Annotated in this window: 2 protein-coding genes and 1 pseudogene; 1 reads left to right on the forward strand and 2 read right to left on the reverse strand. The window is 52.3% G+C overall.

Annotated features, from left to right (window positions below; genetic code table 11):
• Positions 1-3,475, forward strand: a 3,475-nt coding sequence (locus K2G43_RS07175) for a translocation/assembly module TamB domain-containing protein (protein WP_300153790.1), incomplete at its 5' end; no start/stop codon positions are given.
• Between the two features lie 249 nt (positions 3,476-3,724).
• Here K2G43_RS07175 and dnaB read toward each other — a convergent pair.
• Both dnaB and K2G43_RS07185 read right to left on the reverse strand, forming a co-directional pair.
• A complete protein-coding gene (gene dnaB, locus K2G43_RS07180) occupies positions 3,725-5,293 on the reverse strand; it encodes a replicative DNA helicase (protein WP_300153792.1) in 1,569 nt (522 codons plus the stop codon).
• A gap of 150 nt (positions 5,294-5,443) precedes the next feature.
• Positions 5,444-6,149: pseudogene (locus tag K2G43_RS07185) on the reverse strand (hypothetical protein); the annotation flags it as partial.

The raw sequence follows: 6,149 nt of genomic DNA on the forward strand, positions 1-6,149 counted from the left end.
CCTATCCCATCTTTATGCCGATCCTGAAGGAATCGCCTTCTTCGTCCGGAACTTCAGCCAAAACTACAACGGAGTACCTCCTGTTTTGCAGCATCTGGGAACCGTTTCTTTCCGTGGAGAGGTGTCCGGCTACTTCAACGACCTTGTCACCTACGGGTTGGTGCATACCGACTTAGGCAACATCCAGACCGACCTGAAGCTAAGTTCAGACAAGGGAAAAGGTCATTTCGCCTACTCCGGTGCGATGAAAACGGAGAATTTCGAGCTTGGCAAGATGTTGGGTAACGACAAGCTCGGCAAGGTAACCTTCAACTTGGATGTCAATGGCAGCCATTACGAAAATCAATACCCAACCGTAACGCTGAAAGGCCTAATCGCCTCCATTGATTATAGCGACTACACGTATGAAAACATCACGCTGGACGGAGAGTATAAGCAGGGAGGCTTCATCGGAGAAATCGCAGTGGATGACCCTAACGGTGCGGTAGCCGTCATCGGCAGCATTAATACGGTCAGTAGGATTCCGACATTCAATTTTCTGGCAAGTATAGACAAAATCCGTCCACACGCCCTCCATCTGACACCCAACTACGAGGACACGGAAATGTCGGTCAAGATCAAGGCAAACTTCACCGGCGGCTCCATCGATGAGATGAACGGTGAAATCAGCATAGACAGCCTGCAATTCACCTCCCCGGAGACACAATACTCTATGAACAACCTGAAGATTACTGCCCGGAAAGACGAGAACCGGAAACGTCTGAGCATCCGGTCCGACTTCTTGCAAGGCTACATAGAAGGCGACTACTCCTACCGTACCCTGCCTGCCAGCATACTGAACATTATGCGGCGCTACCTCCCCACCCTTATCCAACCGGACAAGAAACCTGTTGAAACGGAAAACAACTTTCACTTCGATTTGCGTGTGAATAATACGGACCTGCTCTCTACCGTTTTCCTGATGCCGATAAAGATATATACGCCTTCTACCGTCAAAGGATATTTCAACGACAAAGCGCGGCGTCTGCGTGTGGAAGGATATTTTCCCCGTCTGCGTTACGAAAACAAATTCATGGAGTCAGGCATGTTTCTTTGCGAAAACTACGATGACCAGTTTCATGCGCACGTGCGTTTCAGTAACCGAAAGACAGATGGAACCGTCAACATGGCATTGGAAGCGCATGCCAAAAACGACAGCATCCGGACAACGCTGAATTGGGGCAACAACAATACCGCCACTTATAGCGGCAAGCTGGGTGTCGTCGCACACTTTATCCGCGAACAGCAAGAGAAGAACGGCAACAATAAGAAACTGCCCCCCCTGAAAACCATCATCGACATACAGCCCACCAACGCCATCCTGAACGACACCTTGTGGGAGATACACCCTTCTCAGGTGGTGCTTGATTCCGGAAAAGTGTATGTCAACAATTTCTGTTTCAGCCACAAAGACCGCCATCTGCGGATTGACGGAGTGGTGTCAAAGGAACCGGAAGATACTGTACGCCTGGACTTAAAGCAGATAAACATCGGCTATGTGTTCGACATCGCCGACCTTGGTGTCAATTTTAAAGGTGAAGCCACCGGGCCAGCTTTCGCCAGCGGAGTATTAGATAAGCCGGTCATGAGCACCGACCTGTTCATCCGCAACCTCGGGCTGAACGACGGACTGCTGGGAGATGCCGACATACACGGAGAATGGCACCACAACGTGAAAGGCATCTACCTGGACGCCCACATCCAAGAGGCGGACATCGCCCACAGCCATGTGCACGGATATGTATATCCCCTAAAGCCGACCAGCGCCCTCGACCTGCAGATTGAGGCAGACAACACCAACCTGAAGTTCATCCACTACTACATGAACAGCATCACGCCCGACTTCCATGGACGTGCCACCGGACAGGTGCACTTCTACGGCAAGTTCAAGGCTTTGACCATGGAGGGACGCGTGTTTGGCGACGCCTCCATGAAAGTCGATGTGCTGAATACGACCTTCTCCTTGAAAGACAGCATCTACATCGAACCCGGCGGATTGACATTCAAAAACAACCGGGTCTTTGATACGCAAGGACATCAGGGCCATGTAAACGGCTATCTCCATTACCGGCATTTCAAAGATTTGGAATACCGGTTCAACTTCAACGTCAACAACATGCTGGTGATGAACACAAAAGAATCGCCCGACTATCCTTTCTATGGAACCATCTACGGCACGGGCAACGCCACCATTGCGGGCAATGCGCAAGACGGCGTGAACATCGACGTGGCGATGACTACCAACCGCAACTCCATCTTTACCTATATAAAGGATAACGTTTCCACGGCAGTCAGCAACCAGTTCATCCGATTTGTGGACAAGACACCCCGTCGTGCCGTACAAGACTCTGTGCGCCTCTCCGATTACGAAATCGCACAAGAGGAAAGCGAAGAAGAAGGCGACACGGACATCCGGCTGAACCTGCTGGTAGATGCCACCCCCGACGCCACCATGAAGATTGTCATGGACCCCATCGCCGGCGACTACATCAGCGGACGGGGAAGCGGAAACATCCGTACCGAATTCTTCAATAAGGGAGACGTGAGAATGTTCGGCAGCTACCGCATCAATCAAGGCATTTATAAATTCAGCTTGCAGGAAGTGATTCGCAAGGACTTCATCATCAGAGACGGAAGCGCCATCGCCTTCAACGGCTCTCCGCTGGATGCCACGTTGGACATCAAGGCCGGTTATACGGTGAACTCCGCTTCGCTGAACGACCTGATGCCCAACGAAGCCACCTCCACCGGCTATATCAACCAGACCAATGTAAAGGTTAACTGCATCATGAACCTCTCCGGACAACTGACTGCCCCCGACCTCGACTTTGACATCGAACTGCCCAACGAACGGGATGAAGTGCAAGCCCTGGTACGCAACTACATCCCCACCGACGAACAGATGAACATGCAGATACTCTACCTGCTGGCCATCGGCAAATTCTATACCCCCGAGAATCTGGGCGCCACGCAAAACTCCAACATGATGTCAAGCGTGGTATCGTCCACCCTCTCCGGACAGCTGAACAATGCCTTGTCCAACATACTCAACGTCAGCAACTGGAACTTCGGCACCAACTTCAGCACCGGCGAGAAGGGATGGACGGACGTGGAGTTCGAGACCATGCTTTCGGGACAACTGCTGAACAACCGGCTGCTCATCAACGGCAACTTCGGCTACCGCGACAACCCGATGGCGAACACCAACTTCGTGGGAGACTTTGAGGCCGAATGGCTCGTCAACCGCTCCGGCGACATCCGCCTGAAAGCCTACAACGAGACCAACGACCGCTACTACACCCGCACCAACCTGACCACGCAGGGCATCGGCATCATCTTCAAGAAAGATTTCAATAAATGGAGCGAACTCCTCTTCTGGAACAAATGGAAGCTGCGGAGACTGAAAGAAAGGCAGAAACAGCCGAAGGAGAAATAAGCGCATAGCCACGGAGCGAAAAGCACCCATATAGGGGGCCGAAAACGCCTATATACGCATTTTTTGCTCCCTATATATCTGATTATTCTTTACAAGAAATCCGTGAAATCCGTGCCCGAAATCATGACATTAAGCAAGCGACGACAAGGTTTTCCGGACAGCCTGACCACGGTTCTTTCATTTAGGACTTACACTTATAAATGAAAACAAACTTTAAATGAAAGAGCCGTGACAGCCAGAACCTCTCTCTTAGAACGGCAACGGTCCGTCCGGTCCTGCTCCCCCGAACGGGTTATCCGCCTGCGGATAATAATTGTCGGGAGGCGGGGGCGGAGTCGCCGTGCTTCCGATGGGCGTATTCATCCGTGAGCCGAAGGTTGCCCCCCCACCCTCTGCGGGAGGCGGAATCACCATGTCGTCCTCCGGATTCTGGAAGCGGGTGTACTGGCCGATGAACCTCAGGCGCACATCGCCCACGGCACCGTTACGGTGCTTGGCTATGATGATTTCCGCCATGCCCCGAAGGTCGGAGCCATCGGCCGAAGTATAAATCTTGTAATACTCGGGACGGTGAATGAAGCACACCATATCGGCATCCTGCTCGATGGCACCGGACTCACGAAGGTCGCTCAACTGAGGCCGCTTGCCCTCCTCGCCCTCGCGGTTCTCCACGCCACGGTTCAACTGCGACAGGGCGATGATGGGAATGTTCAGCTCCTTTGCCAACCCCTTCAGCGAACGCGAGATGGTACTCACCTCTTCCTGGCGGCTGCCGAACGACATGCCGCTGGCATTCATCAGCTGGAGGTAGTCGATGATGATAATCTTCACGCCATGCTCACGCACCAGGCGGCGGGCTTTGGTACGAAGCTCGAACACGGACAATGAAGGCGTATCGTCCACATAGAGCGGAGCGTCCAGCAAGTCGCGCAACTTGTAGTCCAGCTGTTGCCATTCATAGTCCGCCAGCTGACCGCTCTTGATTTTCTCGCTCGGAATCTCGCACACATTGGATATCAGACGGTTCACCAACTGCACGTTGCTCATTTCGAGCGAGAACAGCGCCACGGGGTTGCGGAAATTCACGGCAATGTTCTTCGCCATAGAGAGCACGAACGCCGTCTTACCCATGGCAGGACGTGCCGCGATGATGATAAGGTCGGAATTCTGCCAGCCGGAAGTCATCTTGTCCAGTTTGGTATAGCCGCTCTCCAGTCCGCTCAATCCGTCGGTACGTGCGGCGGCCTTCTGAATCTGCTCGTATGCCTGGGCGATGACCGGATTAATCTGCGTATAATCCTTCTTCATGTTCTGTTGAGAAATCTCGAACAGCTTGCCCTCGGCTTCTTGCATCAGGTCGTCCACATCCAGCGTCTCGTCGAACGCCTTGCTCTGGATATTGCTGGTATAGGTAATCAGCTCGCGTGCCAATGCCTTCTGCGCGATGATGCGTGCATGATATTCGATGTGCGCCGACGATGCCACCTTGCCGCTGAGCTGGGTGATGTAGAACGGTCCGCCCACCTCTTCCAGGTCTCCCCGCTTGGAAAGCTGCTCTTTCACGGTGAGGATATCCACCGGCTTCTGATTGATGGCCAAGTCGGTGATGGCGGAGTATATCAACTGATGCTTATGTTCATAGAATGACTCGGGACGCAGAATCTCACTGACCAGTGAATAAGCGTCTTTCTCAATCATCAAGGCACCCAGTACGGCTTCTTCCAGTTCCGGTGCTTGCGGTTGGATGCGACCGTAGTCGGTAACGGGCTGCGGTGCCTTTCCTTTCGGAGTGCGGGATGTTCTTCTTTGTTCTGCCACGAAATTTAGAAATTGAAAATTAAAAAAATTCAGGTTCCCTTTTCAAAAAAGGGGAGGCAAAGATAGCGAAACCCGGGCACATACGGATATGTTTTCGGCAGAAAGATTTCGGCCTTTAACAGATAACTCCTGCTAACTTTATAATAACGTTCAATAATATACCACGCTGTCACCCCGTATCACAAAAGGACGCTGCATATCCGCCACGCGAGGCGACTTGCCGTAGATGACGAACAGCTTATAATCCGGCACCGAGTCAAAAAGCAGAGTCTGTGAATCGGCAGGCATGGCGGTTGCCAGGTCATGCCAGCCGTTATCCCATCCGCACAAGGTGTAAGTCTGGGTAATATCAAGCGTCAAGATTCGTTTTACATCATACAGGTGCATATCCTTTAACCGGATGGTATGTTCCGGCTCAGGTGCGGGAACAAATTGAGGCACACCGTCTTCCCCCAGAATATAAGGCGGTATGCCCGCCAGATTCAGCAGCGAATCAACAGGAAAGTACAACAGACCTCGCCCCAAATTATGGAACACGGTCCGCCTGCCAACCGTTTCCCCCCGCTTGATTTCATTCAGATGTCCTCGGTTGTAGGTTGCGACACTCAGGTACGGCAATTTCAATGTGACATCCGCTACCGGATAATAATCGGCTGTCACCTCCTGCAAAGCCGGAGGTTCGTAACAGACACGCATCACTATGGGAGCCACCCATCGGTTACGTTCCGGCTCACGTTCGTAAGGCGAGAAAAAGTGAAAATGTCCTGCCTCGTCGGTGAAACTGTTGTAGCTATGTCCGCCATTCACCTTGCCGTGATAGGGCAACACATCGATGTTCAATGGGATGCCAACGGAA

Origin of the sequence: Bacteroides sp. (genome assembly GCF_029057325.1) — a bacterium.
Taxonomy (GTDB): domain Bacteria; phylum Bacteroidota; class Bacteroidia; order Bacteroidales; family Bacteroidaceae; genus Bacteroides.